The sequence below is a fragment of the Mesorhizobium sp. M7A.F.Ca.US.010.02.1.1 genome (genome assembly GCF_004023085.1).
Classification (GTDB): domain Bacteria; phylum Pseudomonadota; class Alphaproteobacteria; order Rhizobiales; family Rhizobiaceae; genus Mesorhizobium.
In genome coordinates this window covers 248,893-270,162 of the sequence record NZ_RZRV01000001.1, presented here as the reverse complement: position 1 = coordinate 270,162, position 21,270 = coordinate 248,893, and the positions used below count along the sequence as shown (strand labels likewise).

Below are 21,270 nucleotides of genomic sequence, written 5' to 3'. Positions count from 1 at the left end.
GGATTTGATCGATGAAACTAACCTGGTAGCACCGGGCAGTTGGCACCACGGCGCAGGCTGATATGCGCCACGTCGCCGACCTGGAATTGAAAACCCTCGGCTTGGCGCGGCGCGTCTATGACAACAGGTGCGCCCTGCCCGAGTTCAGCGTGCAGACGCAACGTGCGGCCGTGAAAGACGATGCTGTTGACGCGTGCCGGCGCTGTGCCGGGCGCGGCCTCGGTCATCGCCAGGAGATCTTCCGGCCGCACGCCGACGGTGTGCATGGCATCCTCGGCGAGAGCTTCGCCGGTTTCAGAAATGGCCTCCAGCGGTAGGGCGCCGGCGGCGAAGCGCAGGCGATCGCCGTCTCGGCCGACGAAGCGCGATTGCAGGAGATTCATGGTGCCGATGAAGCTCGCCACAAACTTCGTGGCGGGCCGGTCATAAAGTGTGGCCGGCGGCGCAATCTGCTCGATGCGGCCCTTGTTCATGACGACGATGCGGTCGGAGATCGACAGCGCTTCGGTCTGGTCGTGGGTGACCATGACGAAGGTGGTGCCGAGCCGCGACTGCAGCCGCTTCAGTTCAACCTGCATCTGTTCACGCAGATGCGCATCGAGCGCCGACAACGGCTCGTCGAGCAGTAGCACGCGTGGTTCGCAGACGATGGCACGCGCCAGTGCGACACGCTGGCGCTGGCCGCCCGACAGTTCGGAGACGCGGGCGCCAAGCTTGTCGGCGAGGCCGACCATGTCAAGGGCTTCGCCGGCGCGCTTTGCCTGTTCGGCTCCAGACAGTTTGCGCAGCGATAGGCCAAAGCCGACATTTTCGGCGACATTCATGTGCGGGAACAGCGCGTAATCCTGGAAAACGGTGTTGACCGGCCTGTCGAACGGCCGAAGTGCCGTGATATCGCGACCATCGAGCAACACCTTGCCGGTCGTCGGGCTTTCGAAGCCGGCGATGACGCGCAGGCTGGTGGTCTTGCCGCAACCCGACGGCCCGAGCAGCGTGATGAACTCGCCGCCGACAATGTCGAGATCGACGGCGTCGAGCCCGACGATGCCGCCAGGAAAAATCTTCGAGACCGCCTGTAGCCGCACAAGTGGATCAGGCGCCATCGCGAACCTCGGATGGCTTCGTGGTGTTGACCCAGAGGATCTGGCAACGCTCGGCGCCTGGATTGCGGAAGGCATGCAAAAGCGTGCTCTTGAACGCAAAACTGTCGCCGGTCTTCAGCACGTAATTTGTCGAATCAACCACCAGTTCGACCTCGCCCGACAGCACGAAGCCGAATTCATGACCGGCATGCGCATAGGCCTCCGCGGTGCCGCCGCCGGCTTCCACCGTCACCAGCATGCCGGTCAGCGTCGCGCCCGGCGGCGACAGCAGCGCCTTGGCAATGCCTTCCGACTTGACCGGGATTTGCCGTCGCTTATCGGCACGCACGCAATAGAGATCGTTGACGGCATCGTTGCCGTCGGCGATCAGCGCCGACGGCTCGATGTCGAGGGCGGCGGCGAGCGGCCAGATCACCTTGACGCGCAGCGAGGACATGCCGCGTTCGATCTGGCTCAACGCACCGATCGACACGCCGGCTTTTGCCGCAAGATCGGCCAGAGACAGGTTGCGCTCCAGCCGCAGCGCCCGCACGCGCCGGCCGACCCGCACATCGGCATCGTCCTTCGGCTTCTCAGCAGCTTCGTCCAGTATGTCCATCAATTCCCGACCTCGTTTGCAGTGTCTCGGGTGACACCGCGTGGCTGACGCCGCGCGGTGCTCTAGGGTTCAGCCGCCTGCCTTGACCTTTTCGAACATCTTGGCGAGGTCGTCATTCTGTTTCATCGGTCCGGTGAAGATGGTGGTCTTCAGCATCACTTCCGGGTCGGATGGCAGCTGCAATTTCTCCAGTTCCTCCTTCGGCACGGTGGCAAAAGCGGAGCTCAGCGAACTGCCATAGCCATAGGCCTCGATCAGGTATTTGCCGGAGTCGGCTTCCAGCCGGCTGTTGATGAAGTCATAGGCGAGGTCGATATTCTTGGCGTCCTTGAGCATGACGAAGCCGCAGGCCCAGGTCAGCATGCCCTCCTTCGGCTTCATGAACTCGACCGGCACGCCCTGCTTCTTAAGCGAGGTGGCGGACGCGTTCCAGGTCATGGCGGCGACCAATTGGCCGCTGGCCAGCGCCTGTTCGACGGAGGTCATGTCGGTGGTGTAATTGGAGAGCAGCGGGCGCTGCTCGCGCAGCTTCTCGGCCACCTTGTCCATTTGCTCCGGCGTCATGTCGAACGGATTAACGCCGGCGAGCAGTGCGGCAACGACCGGCGTGTCGTGCACCGCGTCGATCGTCGCCATGCGACCGGCATACTGCTTGTCCCACAGAAGATTCCAGCTCGCTTCCGGGTTCTTCACCAGATCGGTGCGGTAGAGGATCGAGGTGTTGCCCCAGTCCCACGGCACCATCCAGACCTTGCCGTCGCCGGCCTGCAGGTCGGGCAGGTTCTTGAACACCGGGAAGATCGAATCCCAGTTCTTGATCCGCTTGGTGTCGATCGGCTGCAGCAGGCCTTCCTTGTTCCAGCGCGCCACCTTGTCATAACAGGGATGCGCGATGTCGGGGCGGAAGCCGGCCTTGACCTTGGTGAAGGCGTCATCGTCGTCACCGAAGATCGAGGCCTCGACGCCGTCGGGGTGCGCAGCCAGAAAGCTCTTGTTGAAGTCGGGCAGTTCATAGCCCGACCAGGTGAAATATTGCAGCTTGTCGCCGGCGAAAGCGACGGTCGACGACAGCGCCAGCGCGAACGCCGTCAATCCAGCGCAAACAGTCTTTGCAGAGATCGATTTCAGGTCGAATGCCATTGCAGTTCTCCTCTCTTGGTTTGTTTTGGTTGTGACGGATCCGCGGGCTTTGGCGCCGTGGCGGACAAGCCGCGATGGCGCAGGATTTCAGCCGCTGCAGCGATGATGAAGGACACGGCCAGGATCGACGTGCCCAGCGCCATCACCGTCGGCAGCGACTTTGGAAAACGCAGCTGGCTCCAGATGTAGAGCGGCAGCGTCGGCTCGGTGCCGGCCAGGAAGAAGACGACGATGAATTCGTCGAAGGAGATCAGGAAGGCCAGCATCAAGGCCGAAACGATGGCCGGCAGGCTGAGCGGCAGCATGACCCGCCGGAACGTCGTCCAGTCGGAGGCGCCGAGATCGAGCGCCGCCTCGCGAATGGTTTTCGGGATGGCGGCGAAGCGGCTGCGCATGATCACCACGGTCGTCGGCAGCGCCACCAATATGTGACCGAGAACGATGGCGATGCGCGATGGCCCCAGACCAATGAGATTGATGAGGATCAGCAGCGATATGCCGACGATGACGCCGGGGATCAGGATTGGCAGCTGGGCGATGGCGCTGATGGTGGCGGCCAGCGGCGAGCGGCCGTAGAGGTCCATGTAGGATACGGTGATGCCGCACAGCGTCGCACCCGTGGCGGCAATGGCGCCGATGACGAGGCTGTTCAGGAGTGCACCGGTCAGCGCCGAATTGCCGAACAAAGTCGCGTACCATTGCAAGGTGAAGCCTTGCAGCGGAAACGCTGCCTGGATCGAGTTGTTGAAGGAAAACAGCGGGATCAGCAGCACCGGCAGATAGAGAAAGACCAAATAGGCGACGACGTAGACGCCGAGCCAGCGGCCGCCTCCCTGCGTGCGTGCAGCGCTCATGTGCGGCTGCCAAATCTGCGGTCGGCGAAACGCGCGACCAGCACCACGCACAGGATGACCAGCATGACGGCGACGGAGAGTGCGGCGCCAAACGGCCAGTCATTGGCCTTGCCGAATTGCGCCTGGATCAGCGTGCCGATCATGGTGCTGGCCGGGCCGCCGACGAGCGCCGGCGTGACATAGTCACCGACCGTCGGCACGAAGACGACAAGGGCTGCCGCCAGCACGCCCGGCATCGAATTGGGCAGCACGACCCGGCGGAAAGAGGTGAAGGGCCGCGCGCCGAGATCGGAAGCGGCCTCGATCAGCGATTTCGGGATGGTGTCCAGCGCCACGTAGATCGGCAGGATGGCGAAAGGCGCGTAGGCGTGCGCCAGCGTGACGACGACGGCGGCCGGCGTGTTGAGAAAGGCCAATGTCGGCTCAGACCAGATTCCGCTTTCGATCAGCGCCGAGTTCAAAACGCCATTGTAGGCGAGCACGATCTTCCAGGCGAAGACGCGCAGGAGATAGCTGGTCCAGAATGGCAGCGTCACCAGAAACAGCAGAAGGCCGCGCCGCCGGCCGGCGTGGAAGGCAAGATAGTAGGCGACGGGATAGGCAGTGACGACGGTCGCCAGCGTGACCAGAGCGGCAATGATCAGCGAACGCAGCGTCACCGTCCAGTACAGCGGATCGGACACCACAGTTGCGAAGTTCGCCAAGCTGAAACCGGCACCGAGCAGCGAACCGTCATTGTTGCGGAAGGCGAGGAAAAGCACGAGGCCGAGGGCAAACAGGATCAGCAGGAAAGTGACCAGAGCGCCCGGGAGCAGCATGGCGACCCGGAAGCCCTGAGAAGACCGGGCCTCTGGCGCTGATGTTGCAACTAGGGTCGACATCGACCTGCCTATCGGAATTTGAAATTGGCTTAGAGTTTTTCATATCCATGAAACTGTCAAGCGGAATCCCAAACGGAAACCCATTGACAGGAATTGCTTTGGTCAGCGCTCCAACGCATCGAGCAGCCGGTACCAGGCGATGGTCGCGGCGACGCCGACTTGGCGGAAGGCGTGAAACGGGATCGGTCGGATCGGCGAGACCGGGAAGGGCAAATGCCTGGCGTCGCCACTTTGGAGATAGCCGGCGATGCGCTCGCCAAGAGCGGTCATCAGGCCGACACCACGACCCTGGCAGCCGACCACGGCGAGCAGGCCCTGCTCCGGCTCGTGGATGTGCGGCAGATGGTCCGGCGTCATCGCCACGCGGCCGAACCAGCGCTTCTCGATGGCGATGCCGGACAGCATGGGATAGAGCCGCCGCAGCGCCCGCTCGAGATGCGCCCAGTCGCTGGCGCTCGTCGGCAGCGCCATGCGACCCCGCCCGCCAAGCACCAGCCGGCCGTCGGCGCTCTTGCGGTAGTAGACGAGGATGCGCCTGGAGTCCGACACCGCCTGCCCTTCCGGCAGGATCGGGGCCGCCTGACCGGACGACAGCGGTGCTGTGGCGATCTGAAAAGAATGCAGCGGCACGATCGTCTGCGCAAGGCCGGGGATCAGACCGTCCGTATGGGCGTTGGTCGCCAGAACGACCGCCTTTGCCTGCAATTCCAGGCCATTTTCGGTCGAAATACGCCAAACGCCGGCGGTCTTGGTGAGCCGCACGACCTTTTCGCGCTCGGCTACCCTCACGCCAGCCGCGGTCGCGACACGGGCGAGTTCAGATGTGTAAGCGAGCGGATCGATAACACCGGCGCGGCGATCGAGCCAGCCGCCGAGATAGCCCTGCGCACCGGTCTTGGCCGCGATCTCCGCTGCGTTCAGCAACTGGACATCCGCGCCCCGTGCGCGCCATTGCCGGTCACGGTTTCCCGCCGCCTTCAGCGCGGCCTCGGTGTGCGCCGCCTGGATCCAGCCATTGCGAACGAACGGCACCGCCAGCTTCTCGTCGCGGATCAGCTCGAACACCGCATCGGCGGTCGACGCCGCAAAATTGACAAGCGCCTCGCCGCGCTCAAGGCCAAAATGCTCCAGCAGCCATTCCGGATCGTATTTCAGGCCGGGAATGACCTGACCGCCATTCAAGCCTGATGCGCCCTGGCCGATCTCGCCCGCGTCCAGCACCTGCACCGACAGGCCAAGCCGGGCGGCATGCAAGGCGGTCGATAAGCCCATAATGCCACCGCCAACAATGGCGAGATCGACACGTTCGCCATTGGGAAGCGATTGAAACGTGGAAGCTGCCTGTGGCTTGAGCCAGATCGGATCGGAGAATGCTGTCGCCAAGGGTCACCTGAATGCGCTGCGATTGGTGAAAATCCTAGTCAGAATTTCACATTTTTGAAAGAGCACTCCGGCTTTCGTCTGTGGACTGCCGCCGAGGCGATCGGAGACCCAGAGTTCCGATCGCCTGCGACGGGATAGACCTTTGACGGGAATCCGGTGAAAGTGCCGCGCCGATCCGGCCGCCCACATTGACGATCACTTCGCCACATTGTCGATCACTCAGAGGACAGAGCGCTATGACGAACCCGACCCACCTGCCCACCGAGGGCCTTTTTGTCGGACGCGCCAGAGGTAGCGATGCCGCATACCCGCTGGTCGTCACGGTGCGCGATGGCACGGTCTTCGACATCACCTCGCGTGCGGCACCAACCATGCGAGACCTTTGCGAGATGGCTGACCCCGCTGGGCATGTCCGCTCGGCCGAGGGCAGACCGATCGGATCGCTCGATGACATCGCCGCCAACAGTTTTGAGACCGGGCGCGATCCAGCAAAACCCTACCTGCTCTCCCCGGTCGACCTGCAGGCGGTCAAGGCATCGGGCGTCACCTTCGTCGTCAGCCTGCTGGAACGGGTGATCGAGGAACAGGCGCGCGGTTCGGCTGAAAAAGCCGACGCCATCCGCGCCGACATCGCAGGACTGATCGGCCACGATCTGTCGAAGCTGAAACCCGGTTCGCCCGAAGCGATGGAGATCAAGGCCAAGCTGATTTCGCGCGGCGCCTGGTCGCAATATCTGGAAGTGGGCATCGGCCCCGACGCCGAGATCTTCACCAAGTGCCAGCCGATGGCCTCGGTGGGCTTCGGCGCCGATGTCGGGCTGCACCCGGTGTCGACCTGGAACAATCCGGAACCCGAGATCGCCATGATCGCCGCCTCCAGCGGCAGGATCGTCGGCGCCACCATCGGCAACGACGTCAATCTGCGCGACGTCGAAGGGCGTTCGGCGCTGCTGCTCGGCAAGGCCAAGGACAACAATGCCTCGGCCTCGCTCGGTCCCTTCATCCGCCTGTTCGACGACAAATTCTCCATCGATGACGTCAAGCGCGCCGTCGTGCGCCTGAAAGTCGAGGGCGAGGACGGGTTCTCGTTGGAGGGCGCAAGCTCGATGGCCGAGATCAGCCGCTCGCCGGAGGAACTGGTCGCCGCGGCCATGGGGCCGCACCACCAGTATCCGGACGGGCTGGCGCTTTATCTCGGCACCATGTTCGTTCCGTCCAAGGATCGAGGCGAGAAGGGCAAGGGGTTTACTCACAAGGTCGGCGACATCGTCACCATCTCGTCGGAGAAATTCGGTGCGCTGGTCAACCGGGTGCGGCTCTCGCCCGACTGCCCGCACTGGACCTATGGCGCCAGCCATCTGATGCGGGAGCTAGCCAGAGCCGATCTGATCTAGCAACTGGTATCGTCGACGCCCTGCCAGGGCGCTACGGACCTGGTCCCGTGGGCGTAGGATGATCGCCGGCGTGACCCTTGTCGACGCAGGCCGCGTTCGCGCGACCCGAAACAATCCCACCAATTATCCGACAGTCGGAAAATCACCTCAACTGATGCAATCTGATGGGGCAGCTGATGACGACCCGTCAGGCGCCCACTACACCTGCAAATGGAGGCTTGCCATCCGTCGAAAAAGGGGATGCTCTGACGCATTCAACCGGCGCTGGCAAAAGATGCTGAACAAGGGACGGATTTTGAACTGACCATCTACAACGGGAGGAAATCAAATGCTGACACGGCTAAGACTTGTTCTATACGGCCTGTTGGTGGCGCTGATGGTGATACCAGCAGCGGCACAGGCCAAGACGTTCTACTGGATTTCGCATGGCGGCCCGGCCGATCCGGTCTGGACCTACTTCCTGGCCGGCGCCAAGCAATGGGCCAAGGATACCGGCAACACGGTCAACACCTCGTTCCACAATGGCGATGTCGCCTCGCAGCAGGAAGCGGTTCGCGCCGCCCTCTCCGCCAAGGCCGACGGCATCGTCACCACGAGCCCTGATCCGGGCAGCCTGATCGAGATCGTCAAGGAAGCGCGGGCGGCGAAAGTGCCGATCATCAATTTCAACACGCCCGACCCCAAAGCCGACTTCAACGCCTATGTCGGCGGCGACAATGTCACCTTCGGCAAGCATTGGGCACAGTATCTGGTCGACAAAGGCCTGGTGAAGAAAGGCGACTTCGTCTGGATGCCGGTCGAGATCCCCGGCGCCACCTACGGCGTGCAGGAAGAGGAAGGCATCAAGAGCGTCTTCGAGCCGCTCGGCATCACCTATGAAATCACCGAAGCGACGCTCGACCAGGCTGAAGTGATCAACCGCATGGTCGACTACCTCACTGCCAACAAGGCCAAGGTCAAGGCGATCATCGGCCTGGGCGATCTCGTCACCGGCTCGATCAAGCGGGTGTTCGACCAGGTCGGCATCAAGCCGGGCGAAATCCCGGTTGTCGGCTGGGGCAACTCGCTCGACACCACCCAGGAAGTGCTGAACGGCTATGTCAATGCCGGCCAGTGGCAGGACCCGCAGGCGACCAGCTATGTCGCGCTCTCGCTGGCCAATATGGCCGCCGGCGGCATTCCTCCGGGCTTCAACGTCATCACCGGCGCGCTCTACGAAAAAGACACCGCGCCAATCTACGACGACATCCTGTCCGGCAAGTAACATCCAATCTCGACAGTCGCGGCCGCCCAACGGTCGCGACTGGCTCTCCATTTCGCCGAGCCCTTCGCACGCGATGTGCAACGCTCAGCCTTCCACTCATGTCGCGGATTGCCTGTGGAAAATCATTCGCTCGTCCAACGCCTGATCGCACGGCCGGAATTCGGCCCTTTCGTGCTGCTCGTCGTCGAGATCGCCGTTTTCTGGAGTTTCAACCACGACTTCCTGTCGCCGCAGAACATCTCCAACACGCTGGCCTTCACGGTCGAGCTCGGCCTGATCGCGCTGGCGATGACGCTGTTGATGACGTCGGGCGAGTTCGACCTCTCGGTCGGTTCCCTGTTCGGCTTCTCGCCGGTCTTGATGTGGACCCTGTTCAACAGCGGCCTGACCTCCCTTGAGGTCGGCTTTGTCGCCGCGCTGCTGGTCGCCGCCATCATCGGGCTGGTCAATGGCTGGTTCGTGACGCAGCTCAAGATCCCATCCTTCCTGGTGACGCTCGGCATGCTGCTTGTGGTGCGCGGCACCGCCCTTTTCGTCACCGACGGTTTTCCGCAGCGCACCTGGAGTGCGGAGGGCAGCTGGCTGGCCGAAGCGCTGGTCGGCGATTTCTTCATCGGACCGTTCCGCATCTACATGTCGCTGTTCTGGTTCATCGCCGCGGCGATCGCGCTCGGCTATGTGCTGACGCAAAGCCGCACCGGCAACTGGATCCAGGCGGCCGGCGGCAACCCGAGTGCTGCAAGGGCGCGCGGCGTCAATGTCAGCGGCGTCAAGATCGGCCTGTTCGTGCTGTCGTCGGTCATGGCTTCGCTTGCCGGCGTCATCTCGTCGCTGCGCACCTCGGCGGCCAACCCCAACAGCGGCACCGGCTATGAACTGGAAGTCATCGCCATGGTGGTGATCGGCGGTACCGCGCTGACCGGCGGGCGCGGCACGATCATCGGCACCGTGCTCGGCATCCTGATCCTGCGCGTGATGCGCAACGGCATCGTGCTGATCGGCGTGCCCGGTCTTGCCTACAACATCTTCATCGGCGCCATCATCCTTGGCATGATGGCGCTGCATTCATGGCTGGAACGCCGGCATCAGGCAGGGACTTGAACCATGGCCGAGCCACTGATCCGCATGACGAACATCCGCAAGTCCTACGGCCGCGTGCAGGCGCTGGAGGATGCCAATTTCCACGTCAATGAACGGGAGATCGTCGGCTTGCTCGGCGACAATGGCGCCGGCAAGTCGACGCTGATCAAGGTGCTCTCGGGTGCCGTTCCGCTGACCAGCGGCGACATCTTCATCCGCGGCAACAAGGTGAGCCTGCGCAGCACCAGCGACGCCATCGCCCACGGCATCGAGACCATCTACCAGGACTCGGCGCTGGTCACGCAACTGTCGATCGCCCGCAATCTGTTCCTCGGACGCGAGCCGATCAAGTCGCCGCGCTTTCTCAACCGGATGGACCAGGACGCGATGAACACGGTTGCCCGCGACTTGCTCAAGCAGGTCGGCATCTCGAAGAACATCCCGCCGACGACGCCGATCGGCTCGCTCTCCGGCGGCGAGCGCCAGGCGGTGGCGATCGCGCGCGCCATGCATTTCGACAGCGACCTGATCATTCTCGACGAGCCGACCAACAATCTCGGCGTCGCCGAAACACAGGGTGTGCTGAGCTTCGTGCGCAGCGCCCGCGATTCCGGCCATTCCTGCATTTTCATCGCCCACAACATCCACCATGTCTTCCAGGTGGTCGACCGCATCGTCGTCATGCGCCGGGGCAAGGTGGTTGCTGACGACATAGACCCCAAGAAGACCAGCGTGGCGGAGGTCGAACGGATCATTACCGGCATGTCGGACAAGGAGATCCGCGATGCCATCGCCGATGGCAAGCCATCGCACTGAGAATGGTGATGGGCGGCAATCACCCGTCACCTCAGATCGCATCGCTTGTCTGACGCGCCATCGCATGGCGAACAGGATTGCAGCATGAAAGCCACAGTCTCGGATACCGCACGCAACTGCGGGCTGTGGGTTACGGCATGAAAGCCACTGTCTCCGATATCGCTCGTAGCTGCGCGCTGTGGGTTACGGCATGAAAGCCACTGTCTCCGATATCGCTCGTAGCTGCGGGCTATCGACCGCAACGGTCGACCGGGTGCTCAACAACCGGCCGGGTGCGAGTGCGGCCAACCGCCAGCGCGTCATGGAGGCGGCCAAGCAAGTCGGCTATCTGCCGGTCGCCGATCAGGTGACGCTACCCTCGCGGCCCGCCCACCTTGAATTCCTGCTGCCGATCGGCAGCAATGCCTTCATGCGCGATCTCGCCGGGCACATCGAGGACTACGCCGCGCGCCTGCCGCTTGTTGCCTCGTGCCGGATCCATAACCTCGCCGGTATCTCGCCGAACGCGCTGCAGAGCGCTGTCGAAAACCTTTCGCTCAGGGCCAATGGCGTCGGTGTCATCGCCGTCGATCATCCGCGTACGCGCAACATCCTGCACGACATCGTCGATGCCGGCATGCGCCTGGTGACGCTGGTGTCCGATGTTCCGGCGGCACCGCGCGCGGCCTATGTCGGCATCGACAACCGGGTGGCGGGACGAACGGCGGCGCTGCTGATGGGACGCTTCCTTGGCGGCCGAATCGGTCATCTGGCGATGGTCGTCGGCTCACGTTCCTATCGCGGCCACGAGGAACGCGAAATGGGTTTCCGCTCGGTGCTCAGTGAGGAGTTTCCCAATCTGACCGTCAGCAGCGCCGTCGAGGTCAACGACGAGCCCGATGCCAGCTACACCGAGACCATGAAGGCGCTGCACGACGAGCCGGAGCTGCTCGGCATCTATTGCGTCGGAGCTGGGCATTCGGGCGTTGCAAAGGCGATCCGCGAGGCCAGGCCGAACCGCAAGCCGGTGTTCATCTGCCACGACTTGACCAAGGACACGCGTGGTCATCTCGTCGACGACCTGCTCGATGTCGTCATCGACCAGAATGCCAGGCTGATCGCGGAACAGTCGGTCATTCGCCTGCTCGGCTCGATTGCCTCCTCGGCACCCTATCTGACGCGCAAGTTCATCGAACCGCGCTTGATCTTCAGGGAAAACGTCCCCGTGCAATAATGCGAAATGGCTTGGCTAAACCGGGTTTCCGGATTTGTACGATAATTGGCACGGCAAATCTGCACAGCAGCTATGCAAGTTTCTTTGTTGCCGAATCGTTGGGCAACTCGTAGGTTCTGGTTGTCGGCCATCTACTCCTCCCAGATGCGATGCCGACGCTGAATGGGGTGCACCTCCTCCCGCGCCACATTCGAAAATCGAGCCCGCTGCCACCTCCTCCCGGCAGCGGGCTTTTTTCGTTTGGCCGGCAGGAATGGCGGTACAGCGACACCAAAGCACGCCCAGTCATCGCAGATGGAATGACGCACGTTGACAGGCCACGGGTCCCGTCAACCGGCGGCGGCGCCCCGGAAAGAAGCGATCAATCCTTCAGCCATGCGCACGAACTGCGTGCTCGGACCTTCCGAACCCACGGTCTGTACACTAACCCGCGCACCCTCGAGCAGAAGCGACAGCGTATCGGCGAGCAGTTCAGCCTGGCCGATGCCCGCGTCCCGACATAGCGTCACAAGGCGCTCGCGCTGGGCTTCTTTGAGTTCCTTGATCACCAGCCTGGCCGGATGGTCCGGCTCGGTCAGTTCAGCGGCGGCGTTGGCCATGTCGCAGCCGCGCCCGTCCGCATTGAGCATGGCAGCCGCCTTGCGAACCCAGGCATGCAGCTGGGCAAGCTTGTCACCAGGAAATTCGGCATCGAACGCATCCCACATAGCGCCGGCCTTGGCCGCATTGGCGCGCAGGCATTCGACGATCAGTTCGTCCTTGGATTCGAAGTGACGATAGAGCGTCATCTTGTTCGTGCCGGCAGCTTCGGTGATGGCGTCGACGCCGACGCCCTTGATGCCATGCTTGTGGAACATGTCGCGTGCCGTCTCCAGGATCCGATCCCGGGGACGAGAGCGCTCCACGATGCCGTCTGTCATCATGATCTCCTTTCGTTTCCAAAAAACCCTCGGCCACCTCTTGACTAGGGTGTTACCGGTCTGTAACTTCCAGAATGTTACTTACTGGTAACACCTATATCGTCCACCGTCAATAACAAGGCCGTGAACGGCCCTGCCAGACGAGAGGGGCGAGAAACTGCCAATCATGCGGCCTCGGCCGGTGAAGAGATTAAAAACGGTTCGCGAGCATGGGCTGCGAATCGACAGACAAGGAGCCGGCCAATGCCACAGCGCCGCGATCTTACCATAGATGAGGCCGTCCGGGATCCGATGATCCGGCTGGTCATGAAAGCCGATGGCGTCGACCCGCGCGCCTTCGAGACGATGCTGCGCTCGCTCGCCGATGCGCAGCGCCACGAGGTGCCGTTGCTGCGTTCGCGGGACGGCCTCGGTGACAAGCCCGGCCAAAGGCTGTCCAGGGTTGCCAGCGCCTTCGGGCGGGCAAGAGCAGCCGGGGAGGCTTGCGTCTCATGGTAAATTTCTTCATCCACCGTCCGATCTTCGCCTCTGCGATCGCCATCATCATGGTGCTCGCCGGGTCGATTTGTTATTTCCTGCTGCCCGTCTCGCAGTTTCCCGACATCACACCGCCGCAGGTCGTGGTCAGCGCCCATTATCCGGGCGCCAGCGCGCAAGTGGTGGCCGACACGGTGACGACGCCGCTGGAACAGCAGATCAACGGCGTGCAAGGCATGACCTACATGTCGTCGACGAGCTCCAATGACGGCTCCTCGACCATCACCATCACCTTCGATGTCGGCTATTCGCTGAGCACCGCCGCCGTCGACGTCCAGAACCGCGTCTCGCAGGCGGCTTCGTCGCTGCCGGCGATCGTCAACCAGGGCGGCGTGACGATCAAGAAACAGAATCCGAACTTCGTCCTCATCGTCAACCTGACCTCGCCCGACAGTTCGGTCGATCCGGTGGCGCTGAGCAACCTTGCCTATCTGCAGGTCGTCGATCCGCTGAAGCGGCTGCCAGGCGTCGGCGACGTGCAGATCTTCGGCGAACGGCGCTATTCGATGCGCGTCTGGCTCGATCCCGACAAGCTCGCCAATCTCGGCATCACCGCCGTCGATGTGCAAAATGCCATCGCCGAACAGAACGTCCAGGTGGCGGCCGGCAAGATCGGCCAGTCGCCGGCACCCGCCGGCACCGCCTTCGAAATGCAGGTCAACGCCGTCGGCCGGTTGAGCGATCCCAAGGAATTCGGCGACATCGTCGTGCGCGCCAACACCGATACCGGCTCGCTGGTCAGGCTGCGCGACGTCGCCCGCATCGAGCTTGGAGCGCTGCAATATTCGTCGTCTGCCTTCTTCGGCAAGGACCCGACCGTGGTGCTTGCCGTCTACCAGATGCCTGGATCCAACGCGCTCGATCTGCAGCAGCGCGTCAAGGACAAGATGCAGGAGCTGTCGGGCCGCTTCCCGAAGGGCGTGTCCTATGCGATGCACTACGACACCACCCGCTTCGTCTCGGCGTCGATGCATGACGTGCTGATCACGCTCGGCGAAGCGCTGGTGCTGGTCGTCGCCGTGGTGTTCCTCTTCCTGCAAAGCTGGCGCACGACGATCATCCCGACCATCGCCATTCCGGTGTCGCTGGTGGCGACGCTGGTCGTCATGGAGATGCTCGGCTTCTCGCTCAACATGCTCTCCCTGCTCGGCATGGTGCTGGCGATCGGCCTGGTCGTCGACGATGCCATCGTCGTGGTTGAAAATGTCGAACGACAGCTGGAGGCCGGGCTCAAGCCGCTTGCAGCGACCAAGGCCGCGATGCGCGAGGTCACCGGACCGATCATCGCCACCACCGCCGTGCTGATGGCGGTGTTCGTGCCGGTAGCCTTCATTCCCGGCGTCTCCGGCAAGCTCTACAACCAGTTCGCGCTGACGGTGGCGATCTCCGTCGGCATCTCGGCCTTCAACTCGCTGACGCTCAGTCCCGCGCTCAGCGCGGCCTTCCTGCGGCATCGCGGCGAGACGCAGTTCGCCCCGTTCCGCTGGTTCAACACCGGCTTCGACAGGCTCTCGCATGCCTATGCCAATGGCGTGCGCATCCTCATCCGCTTGCGCTGGATCATGCTTGGCCTGTTCGCGGCCGGACTGGTCGCCACCTACTTCGTCTGGCAGCGCCTGCCCTCGACCTTCCTTCCGGTCGAGGACCAGGGCTATTTCTTCGTCGTCATCCAGTTGCCCGACGGCGCGTCGCTGGAACGCACCGACGCGGTGGCGCAAAAGGCGCGCGACATCCTGCAGGCGACGCCCGGCGTCGAGATCGTCGGGTCGATCAGCGGCCTGAACTTCCTGACCAGTGCCGCGCAGTCGAACTCGGCGGTCGAATTCGCCATCCTCAAACCCTGGGAAGAACGCGGTCCCGACCAGAGCGCGTCGAAGCTCGTCGCCGACGTGCGCGGCAAGCTGATGCAAATCCCGGAAGCCTTTGCGCTGAGCTTCGATCCGCCGTCGATACCGGGTATCGGCACCACGGGCGGCTTCGAGTTCGTCGTCGAGGATCTCACCGGCCGCGGCAGTTCAGCCCTCAACGATGCCACGCAAGCCGTGATCGCCGAGGCGCGCAAGCAGCCGGAGATCAACCCGCAGCAGCTGTTCTCGCCGTTCTCGACCTCGACGCCGCAGTTCAACTACGACCTCGACCGCAGCAAGGCCAAACTGCTCGGCCTCAATCTGCCGGACGTGTTCAACACGCTGCAGATCTATCTCGGCTCGCTGTACGTGAACGACTTCAACCTGTTCGGCCGTACCTTCCGGGTGACCATCCAGGCCGACAAGGATGCACGTGCGGGTGCAGCCGACATTTCGCGGCTCTATGTGCGCAATGCCTCCGGCGGCATGGTGCCGCTCAGCACACTGGGCAAACTCGTGCCCTTCGTTGGCCCGGAGACCGTGCCGCACTACAACAACAATGCCTCGGCCTCGATCAATGGCGGTGCCGCACCGGGCTTTTCCTCGGGCCAGGCGGTTGCCGCGATGGAACGGGCCGCCGCCACCGCACTGCCAAGAGATTTCGGTTTCGAATGGACCGGCATCACCTTCCAGGAGCTCAAGGCAGGATCGATCGCGTCCGTCGTCTTCGGCCTCGCCATCGTCTTCGTCTTCCTGATCCTGGCGATGCAATATGAGAGCTGGGCGATGCCGTTCATGGTGCTGCTGGCGGTGCCACTGGCCCTGTTCGGCGCCTTCGTGGCCTTGTTGCTGCGTGGCATGCAGATCGACGTCTACTCGCAGATCGGCTTCGTCATGCTGATCGGCCTGGCGGCCAAGAACGCGATCCTGATCGTCGAGTTTGCAAGGCGACGGCGCGAGGAAGGCCTCAGCATCGTCGACGCGGCGATGGAGGCGGCACGGCTGAGGCTGCGGCCGATCCTGATGACGGCCTTCGCCTTCATCCTCGGCGTACTGCCGCTGATGTTTGCGACGGGTGCGGGTGCGGCAAGCCGGCAGTCGATCGGCACCACCGTATTCGGCGGCATGGTCGCGGCGACCATCCTGTCGCTGGTGTTCGTGCCGGTGTTCTACGCGGTCATCGAACAGCTGCGCGAACGCCGCGGCAATGACGAGCCCGCCTCTCAAGACAATGAACCAACGACTGAGCCCGCATTCCGTCCCCTGGCGGAAGCGGCCGAATAAGATTGGAGACTGATCATGCGTAAATGGAAAATCGCGTTGGGAACGGCTGTCGCGCTGGGAGCGATCTCGGTGGCCAGCGTCCATCTGCTCGACATGGGCAATCTCAGCCTCAATGCCGGCACGGCCGCGGCGACGCCTGCTCCGGCGGCATTCGTCATGCCGGTGCCGGTGGTCAGTGTCGTCAAGAAGACGATCCCGATCTACCTGGACTATGCCGCGCGGACGGAACCGATCCGCAGCATCACCTTGCAGGCCAGGATTCCTGGCTACCTGCAAGAGCAGACCGCTTCTGACGGCGTCGACGTCCGGCAAGGCGATCTTCTCTACAAGATCTCGCCTGACGACTTCCAGGCGGCGCTTGACCAGGTCAAGGCGCAGGTGCAGCGCGATACGGCAACGCTCGACTATGCCCGCTCCAATCTCGGCCGCGGCACCGAGCTTGCCAAGAGCGGCTACCTCGCCAAGGACGGCTTCGACCAGCGCACCAGCACCTTGCGCGAAGCACAGGCGTCGCTGGCGGTCAACCAGGCGGCGGTCCGCACGGCAGAGCTCAATCTGAGCTACGCTGAAATCCGGGCCCCGTTTGGAGGGCGCCTCGGCCGCAACCAGGCTTCGGTCGGAACGCTGGTCAGCGTTGCCGGCACGGTGCTCAACACGCTGGTGCAGCTCGACCCGATCTACGTCACCTTCAACCCGAGCGAGACGGATCTGGCCGAGATCGAGCAAGCCCGTGCCAACGGCCCGATCGAAGTGGAGGTCCTGCTCCCCGGCCAGACCGAGGCAAGCCAGAAGGGCGAGCTTACCTTCATCGACAATTCGGTCGACCGCTCGACCGGCACGATCACGGCTCGCGCGACGATCGGCAATGGCAAGTTCACGCTGCTGCCGGGCCAATATGTTCGTGTCCGGCTGCATGTGAGAGAGCAGGCCGACGCGCTGATGGTGCCGCAGACGGCACTGGGCTCGAGCCAGCTCGGCAAATATCTCTATGTCGTCGGCAAGGGCAACACGGTCGACCAGCGGCTGGTTTCGCTCGGACCGACGAGCGGCGATCAGGTCGCCATCCTCAGCGGCGTCGCCGAGGGCGACCAGGTGATCACGGGCAACCTGCAGAAGATCGGACCCGGAGCGCCTGTATCGCCGATACCGGAAAAGCCGGCCACCTGAACACCCCCGTCAGGATCCGGCTTCAGCGCGGCGCCCCGGCCTTCCCACAGGTCGCGGGCGCCGCTTTCATGAGCAGGTCCACCAGACTGGCGACATCGCTGCGGTTGGCCTTGGCCGGCGGCATGAATGCGCAATAGGGATGCCCGAGGCGCACCGAGACGGAGGAGAGCGCGATCAGTCGGCCGGCCTCCAGATCGGCGCGCGCCATGACCCGCTGGCCAAGTGCGATACCCAGACCCAGCCTTGCCGAGGCGATCGCCAGGCTGGACAGGCCGACGCGCCGCCCGTGCGACGGGTCGGGTGAGCGGCTGCCGCCGGAGGCCGCGAACCAGTCCGCCCAGGTTGGGTGCGAGGCATAGTTCGGTCCCCAATTGGTGTGGATGAACAGGCTCTCATGCAGATCCCCCAGACTGGGATCGCCATTGCCGTGCTTGCGCCAGAACTCCGGCGCGCAGACCGGCAGGACATCGTCATGGACGAGACGAACAAGTTTCAGCCCGGGATAGTGATAGTCGCCATAGCTGATGCGCAGATCGATGTTCTGGCGCATGAGGTCGACCGGATCGTCCTCGACACGGACATCGATGGCCATCTGCGGGAAGGCATCAAGGAGCGTGGCCAGCCTCGGCGCCAGCCACAGTTCGGCCAGCGAGAACGGCACGCTGACGACCAGACGCGTCCGCATCCCGCCCTCCAGCATGCGCTGGCCTATGGCGGCGATGTCTCCCAAAGCCTTCGCCGTCTGCGGATAGATGGCGTGGCCGGCGTCGGTGAGCGCGATGCGGTTGCCGCTGCGCACGAACAGCTGTTTGCCGAACCAGGTTTCGAGATTGCGTATCTGCTGGCTGACCGCCGCTGAGGACACGCCGAGTTCAGAGGCGGCCAGAGTGAAGCTGCCAGCACGCGCCGCAACCTCGAAAGCCTTGATCGCATTCAGCGGAGGCAACCGTTCCACACAAGGCTCCATAAGTTTCTCTTGCCCAATCCTAATTATTTTCTGCGTTGAGAGAAAGATTTTTTTGCCGTCTCATAGGCTCGAACCTTCGGAGCCATGACGATGAAAGACATCCTCGATCTCGACCGCTATCCGCTCGACCGCGAAGGCAGCGCCGCATGGCAGCGCCTTGTCGAACAATCCGTCGCCGCGCTCGAAGCCGACGGCATGTTCAATCTCGAAGGGTTCTTGCGCCCTGGCATGGCTGAAAAAGCCGTGCGCGAGATTCAGCCGGTGATGGCCGCGCGATCGCATGTGCACAAGCGCATGCACAACATCTACTTCAAGCCCGACATTCCCGAGCTTGCACCCGACCATCCGGCGCTATGCAAGGTGGAGACCATCAGCCACACCGTCTGTGCCGACCAGATTCCGGGCAGCGTCGTGCTCGCCATCTACGAATACGAACCGCTGCTGCGCTTCCTGGCAGCGACGATGGGCAAAACCAGGCTGCATGTCATGCAGGATCCGTTGGCGCGAACCAATGTCATGGCCTACCGCGCCGGCGAGGCGCTGAACTGGCATTTCGACCGTTCCGAATTCACGACGACGCTGCTGCTGCAGGCGGCGGAGCGTGGCGGCGACCTCGAATACCGCACCGATCTGAGGTCGGACGACAATCCCAATTATGACGGCGTCGCCAGATTGCTCGAAGGGCGCGACCCCGACGCAAGGATCCTGCGCATGAAGCCCGGCACGCTGAATGTCTTCCGCGGCAAGAACACCGCGCATCGCGTCACCACCGTCGAAGGCGAGCGCGAGCGCATGATCGCGGTGTTTTCATACTACGAGAAGCCCGGCGTGATGTTCAGCCCCGAGGAGCGCGTCGGCTTCTACGGACGCGCCACCTGAGACCGAAGAGGGCAATATGCCAGCGGCTCCAAGAATCCGAAGATGACCTCTTGTTAGATTGTCGACAATCTGCTTGTCTTGCTTTCGGTTTCCTTGGGAGTGACCGAATGGCGAAAGCGGATTTCAGTCCGATCGCGGACACGACGCGCCGCGCCGAGATCGTCGCGCTGTTGCGGCGCGCGATCCTGACCGGCCAGCTCGCACCCGGCCAGAAGCTCAACGAGCTCCGTATCTCCGAACAGATGCGCGTCAGCCGCGCGCCGCTGCGCGAGGCGATGCGCGAACTGGTGCAGGAAGGCATCCTGACCAGCATCCCCTATGCCGGCACCTTCGTCATCGAAGTCACGGCAAAGGACATCGACGATGCCTATTCGTTCAACAAGGTGATGGACGAGCTGGCCATCGAGCGGGCGTGGCCGCTGCGCGACCAGCGCTTCTTCGACGAGCTCGACCGGCGCCACGAAGCCGTGAAGCAGGCGACCCGCGCGTTGGACACGACACGCCAAATTGAAACCGCACTGCAACTGCATGGCCTGATCTACGAATGGGCCGACAATTCGGTGCTGCTGGAAACCTGGCAGCGGCTGACCAGCCGGCTGCAGATGTATTTTGCGCTCCACCAGCATGCCCGCAATGAGCCGGTGCCGGCCGAAGACGTTCACGAAACCTATGTGCGGTTGCTGAAGGGCAAGGACATGCGTGCAGCCCAGCGCCATGCCAGGGAGCACATCGATCTCGATTTCGAGGAGTTGCTTGCCTACGCGCGCGGCCTCGAACAACGCCCGTCGAGGGGCGCCTGACCCGTTCCCAACACCACAGACAGCGGACAAGACACGTGCAGATCGAAACCATCAAGGCCTACCATGTCGTGCAGCCCTTCGTGGACGGGCCATACCGCATGTCGAAGGGGCGCGAGGCCGACGCTTTCGACGCGGTGATCGTGTCCATTACATCAGACAGCGGCATCACCGGCTGGGGCGAGATGGCGCCGCTCGGCAATTTTTACTCGGCAGCCTTCCCCGCCGGCGTTCGCGCCGGCGTGGTCGAGATCGCGCCGCATCTGATCGGCCGCGATCCGCGCGGGCTGGCCAGCATCGGGCGGCTGATGGACACGGTGTTCAAGGGCCATCCCTACATCAAGTCGGCGCTCGACATGGCCTGCTGGGATCTGGCGGCGCGCGCCGCCGACGCGCCGCTGGTCACGCTGCTCGGCGGCAAGGAAAGCGACACCGCAGAACTCTATAAGGTCGTCACGCACGGCAGCGTCGACGCCATGGCCGCGCTGGCCAAGCGCATCGTCAAGGACGGCTTCCACCGGCTGCAGGTCAAGGTCGGCGGCAATGTCAACGACGACATCGAGCGTGTCACCGCGGTCGCCGCCTCGGTGCCGAAAGGCACGGTCATCTTCTGCGACGCCAATGCCGGCTGGACGCCCTATCAGGCGCGCCAGTTCGCCGATGCCACGCGCGCCATCGACTACACGTTCGAGCAGCCCTGCACGACGATCGACGAGAACATGTCGGTTCGCCGCATGCTCGACAAACCGATGGTGCTCGACGAATCCGTCACCTCGCTCGAGGCGATGCTGGAAATTCATCGCCTGGGTGCGGCCGACGGGCTGACCCTGAAGATCTCGCGCCTTGGCGGGGTGACGAAGACGCGCCAGATCCGCGACGTTGCCGTCGACCTCGGCTTCATGATCACGGTCGAGGACACGGGCGGCGCCGAGATCGACACGGCGGCGATGGCGCATCTGTCGCTGTCGACGCCGGAAGAGCGGCGGCTGCATGCGATTGCCTTCCATGAGTGGGTGACGGTGCGCACGGCGTCGAACATGCCCCCGGTCACCGGCAGCCGCATGGGCGTTCCAGATGGCCCCGGCCTTGGCATCGATGTCGTTCCCGATCTGCTGGGCAAGCCTTTCTTCGAAGTCGGCCGCTGAG

General features: G+C 63.3%; 19 protein-coding genes. 11 read left to right on the top strand and 8 right to left on the bottom strand.

Going from position 1 to position 21,270, the window contains the following annotated elements; all coding sequences use genetic code 11:
- Positions 1 to 17 precede the first annotated feature (17 nt).
- The 6 genes from EOA19_RS01240 to EOA19_RS01215 all read right to left on the bottom strand — a co-directional run bounded on the left by EOA19_RS01240 (position 18) and on the right by EOA19_RS01215 (position 5,959).
- A complete protein-coding gene (locus EOA19_RS01240) occupies positions 18 to 1,103 on the bottom strand; it encodes an ABC transporter ATP-binding protein (RefSeq protein ID WP_128302458.1) in 1,086 nt (361 codons plus the stop codon).
- Positions 1,093 to 1,701: a cupin domain-containing protein gene (locus EOA19_RS01235; protein WP_128302457.1), complete on the bottom strand. Its 609-nt coding sequence runs from the start codon at positions 1,699 to 1,701 to the stop codon at positions 1,093 to 1,095. The genes EOA19_RS01240 and EOA19_RS01235 overlap by 11 nt, the downstream gene beginning before the upstream one ends.
- Positions 1,702 to 1,770: 69 nt before the next feature.
- A complete protein-coding gene (locus tag EOA19_RS01230) occupies positions 1,771 to 2,841 on the bottom strand; it encodes an ABC transporter substrate-binding protein (RefSeq protein ID WP_128302456.1) in 1,071 nt (356 codons plus the stop codon).
- Entirely contained in the window at positions 2,826 to 3,695 is an 870-nt protein-coding gene (locus EOA19_RS01225) for an ABC transporter permease (RefSeq protein ID WP_128302455.1), read from the bottom strand. Before EOA19_RS01225 ends, EOA19_RS01230 begins: the two co-directional genes overlap by 16 nt.
- Positions 3,692 to 4,576, bottom strand: a complete 885-nt coding sequence (locus EOA19_RS01220) for an ABC transporter permease (RefSeq protein WP_023808700.1) — start codon at positions 4,574 to 4,576, stop codon at positions 3,692 to 3,694. Before EOA19_RS01220 ends, EOA19_RS01225 begins: the two co-directional genes overlap by 4 nt.
- A gap of 102 nt (positions 4,577 to 4,678) precedes the next feature.
- Complete coding sequence (locus EOA19_RS01215) at positions 4,679 to 5,959, bottom strand: FAD-dependent oxidoreductase (RefSeq protein WP_023808701.1); 1,281 nt, start codon at positions 5,957 to 5,959, stop codon at positions 4,679 to 4,681.
- A 236-nt stretch (positions 5,960 to 6,195) separates the two neighbouring features.
- On the opposite strand from EOA19_RS01215, the gene EOA19_RS01210 reads away from it, so the two are divergent.
- From EOA19_RS01210 to EOA19_RS01190, 5 genes are all read left to right on the top strand, one after another.
- On the top strand, positions 6,196 to 7,353 hold the full coding sequence (locus EOA19_RS01210; protein ID WP_023808702.1) for a fumarylacetoacetate hydrolase family protein: 1,158 nt from the start codon (positions 6,196 to 6,198) through the stop codon (positions 7,351 to 7,353).
- A 328-nt stretch (positions 7,354 to 7,681) separates the two neighbouring features.
- Positions 7,682 to 8,617: a substrate-binding domain-containing protein gene (locus EOA19_RS01205; RefSeq protein ID WP_128302454.1), complete on the top strand. Its 936-nt coding sequence runs from the start codon at positions 7,682 to 7,684 to the stop codon at positions 8,615 to 8,617.
- Positions 8,618 to 8,731: 114 nt separating this feature from the next.
- Entirely contained in the window at positions 8,732 to 9,718 is a 987-nt protein-coding gene (locus EOA19_RS01200; protein ID WP_128302453.1) for an ABC transporter permease, read from the top strand.
- 3 nt (positions 9,719 to 9,721) lie between these two features.
- Entirely contained in the window at positions 9,722 to 10,513 is a 792-nt protein-coding gene (locus EOA19_RS01195) for an ATP-binding cassette domain-containing protein (protein WP_023808705.1), read from the top strand.
- Positions 10,514 to 10,703: 190 nt separating this feature from the next.
- On the top strand, positions 10,704 to 11,726 hold the full coding sequence (locus EOA19_RS01190; RefSeq protein WP_128302452.1) for a LacI family DNA-binding transcriptional regulator: 1,023 nt from the start codon (positions 10,704 to 10,706) through the stop codon (positions 11,724 to 11,726).
- A 329-nt stretch (positions 11,727 to 12,055) separates the two neighbouring features.
- On the opposite strand, the gene EOA19_RS01180 is transcribed toward EOA19_RS01190, so the two are convergent.
- On the bottom strand, positions 12,056 to 12,646 hold the full coding sequence (locus EOA19_RS01180; RefSeq protein ID WP_023808707.1) for a TetR/AcrR family transcriptional regulator: 591 nt from the start codon (positions 12,644 to 12,646) through the stop codon (positions 12,056 to 12,058).
- 243 nt (positions 12,647 to 12,889) lie between these two features.
- On the opposite strand from EOA19_RS01180, the gene EOA19_RS01175 reads away from it, so the two are divergent.
- The 3 genes from EOA19_RS01175 to EOA19_RS01165 are packed head-to-tail and all read left to right on the top strand — an operon-like array spanning position 12,890 to position 17,481.
- A complete protein-coding gene (locus EOA19_RS01175) occupies positions 12,890 to 13,144 on the top strand; it encodes a hypothetical protein (RefSeq protein WP_127412251.1) in 255 nt (84 codons plus the stop codon).
- Positions 13,138 to 16,314 (top strand): multidrug efflux RND transporter permease subunit, encoded by a 3,177-nt coding sequence (locus EOA19_RS01170; RefSeq protein WP_128302451.1) that lies wholly within the window; start codon positions 13,138 to 13,140, stop codon positions 16,312 to 16,314. The genes EOA19_RS01175 and EOA19_RS01170 overlap by 7 nt, the downstream gene beginning before the upstream one ends.
- Before the next feature lie 15 nt (positions 16,315 to 16,329).
- On the top strand, positions 16,330 to 17,481 hold the full coding sequence (locus EOA19_RS01165; RefSeq protein WP_128302450.1) for an efflux RND transporter periplasmic adaptor subunit: 1,152 nt from the start codon (positions 16,330 to 16,332) through the stop codon (positions 17,479 to 17,481).
- A gap of 22 nt (positions 17,482 to 17,503) precedes the next feature.
- On the opposite strand, the gene EOA19_RS01160 is transcribed toward EOA19_RS01165, so the two are convergent.
- Positions 17,504 to 18,436, bottom strand: coding sequence for a LysR substrate-binding domain-containing protein (locus EOA19_RS01160; protein WP_128302449.1), 933 nt, complete (start codon positions 18,434 to 18,436; stop codon positions 17,504 to 17,506).
- A 102-nt stretch (positions 18,437 to 18,538) separates the two neighbouring features.
- Here EOA19_RS01160 and EOA19_RS01155 point away from each other — a divergent pair, with 102 nt between their 5' ends.
- From EOA19_RS01155 to EOA19_RS01145, 3 genes are all read left to right on the top strand, one after another.
- Entirely contained in the window at positions 18,539 to 19,327 is a 789-nt protein-coding gene (locus EOA19_RS01155; RefSeq protein ID WP_128302448.1) for a 2OG-Fe(II) oxygenase, read from the top strand.
- A 107-nt stretch (positions 19,328 to 19,434) separates the two neighbouring features.
- Positions 19,435 to 20,127 (top strand): GntR family transcriptional regulator, encoded by a 693-nt coding sequence (locus EOA19_RS01150; RefSeq protein WP_023808713.1) that lies wholly within the window; start codon positions 19,435 to 19,437, stop codon positions 20,125 to 20,127.
- A gap of 35 nt (positions 20,128 to 20,162) precedes the next feature.
- Complete coding sequence (locus EOA19_RS01145; protein WP_128302447.1) at positions 20,163 to 21,269, top strand: mandelate racemase/muconate lactonizing enzyme family protein; 1,107 nt, start codon at positions 20,163 to 20,165, stop codon at positions 21,267 to 21,269.
- Position 21,270: the final 1 nt, after the last annotated feature.

Excerpts from the sequence above, each read along its gene's own strand:
- EOA19_RS01240 (WP_128302458.1), bottom strand. The coding sequence starts at position 1,103 with ATGGCGCCTGATCCACTTGTGCGGCTACAGGCGGTCTCGAAGATTTTT.
- EOA19_RS01180 (WP_023808707.1), bottom strand. The coding sequence starts at position 12,646 with ATGACAGACGGCATCGTGGAGCGCTCTCGTCCCCGGGATCGGATCCTG.
- EOA19_RS01195 (WP_023808705.1), top strand. The coding sequence starts at position 9,722 with ATGGCCGAGCCACTGATCCGCATGACGAACATCCGCAAGTCCTACGGC.
- EOA19_RS01175 (WP_127412251.1), top strand. The coding sequence starts at position 12,890 with ATGCCACAGCGCCGCGATCTTACCATAGATGAGGCCGTCCGGGATCCG.
- EOA19_RS01230 (WP_128302456.1), bottom strand. The coding sequence starts at position 2,841 with ATGGCATTCGACCTGAAATCGATCTCTGCAAAGACTGTTTGCGCTGGA.
- EOA19_RS01190 (WP_128302452.1), top strand. The coding sequence starts at position 10,704 with ATGAAAGCCACTGTCTCCGATATCGCTCGTAGCTGCGGGCTATCGACC.
- EOA19_RS01235 (WP_128302457.1), bottom strand. The coding sequence starts at position 1,701 with ATGGACATACTGGACGAAGCTGCTGAGAAGCCGAAGGACGATGCCGAT.
- EOA19_RS01225 (WP_128302455.1), bottom strand. The coding sequence starts at position 3,695 with ATGAGCGCTGCACGCACGCAGGGAGGCGGCCGCTGGCTCGGCGTCTAC.
- EOA19_RS01205 (WP_128302454.1), top strand. The coding sequence starts at position 7,682 with ATGCTGACACGGCTAAGACTTGTTCTATACGGCCTGTTGGTGGCGCTG.
- EOA19_RS01220 (WP_023808700.1), bottom strand. The coding sequence starts at position 4,576 with ATGTCGACCCTAGTTGCAACATCAGCGCCAGAGGCCCGGTCTTCTCAG.
- EOA19_RS01165 (WP_128302450.1), top strand. The coding sequence starts at position 16,330 with ATGCGTAAATGGAAAATCGCGTTGGGAACGGCTGTCGCGCTGGGAGCG.
- EOA19_RS01150 (WP_023808713.1), top strand. The coding sequence starts at position 19,435 with ATGGCGAAAGCGGATTTCAGTCCGATCGCGGACACGACGCGCCGCGCC.
- EOA19_RS01155 (WP_128302448.1), top strand. The coding sequence starts at position 18,539 with ATGAAAGACATCCTCGATCTCGACCGCTATCCGCTCGACCGCGAAGGC.
- EOA19_RS01210 (WP_023808702.1), top strand. The coding sequence starts at position 6,196 with ATGACGAACCCGACCCACCTGCCCACCGAGGGCCTTTTTGTCGGACGC.
- EOA19_RS01170 (WP_128302451.1), top strand. The coding sequence starts at position 13,138 with ATGGTAAATTTCTTCATCCACCGTCCGATCTTCGCCTCTGCGATCGCC.